Here is a 575-nt window from a genome sequence, read left to right as displayed (position 1 = left end):
GCCGTGGCGTTGAACCCCGACGCCGTGCTCCAGCTGCCCACCGAGGTGCTGTTGAACCCGGACGCCTGCGCGCGTCCGCCCACCGCCGTGGCGTAGTCGTCCGAAGCCGTCGCCAGGGCGCCGAACGCCGAGGACTCGCTGCCCGAGGCCACGCTCTCGGCACCGGCCGCCGTGGCCAGCTCGCCCGTGGCTTCGGCGAACGCGCCCACCGCGGTCGCTTCCACCCCGCTCGCCGTCGACAGCGCTCCGGTCGCCGTGGCGCCTTCGCCGGTGGCCATCGCCGCCGCGCCGCTCGCGCTCGCCGCGAACCCTTCGGCCAGGCTCTCGCTGCCCACCGCCATCGCGTACTCGCCCAGCGCCGTCGACGAAGCGCCCACCGCCAGCGCGCTGGCCTGGTCGGCCACCGCGTTGAACCCGATCGCCGTGCTCGCATCGGCCAGTGCGAACGCGCCACTGCCGTAGGCCGAGGCGCCCTCGCCCACCGCCGTGGCCGACTCGCCCGAGGCTGTCGCGTACTCGCCCTCGACATACGCGCCGTTGTCGCTGTCCGCACCGCCGCTCGCCGCGAAGTAGCG

1 pseudogene is annotated in these 575 nt (G+C 75.7%); it reads right to left on the bottom strand.

Going from position 1 to position 575, the window contains the following annotated elements:
* A pseudogene (locus FZO89_RS18405) lies at positions 1–575 on the bottom strand (hypothetical protein); the annotation flags it as partial.

Source organism: Luteimonas viscosa (genome assembly GCF_008244685.1).
In the GTDB taxonomy this organism is placed as follows: Bacteria; Pseudomonadota; Gammaproteobacteria; order Xanthomonadales; family Xanthomonadaceae; genus Luteimonas; species Luteimonas viscosa.
Note: the sequence above shows the minus strand (reverse complement) of the source record. Positions and strands in the feature narration are given on the sequence as shown.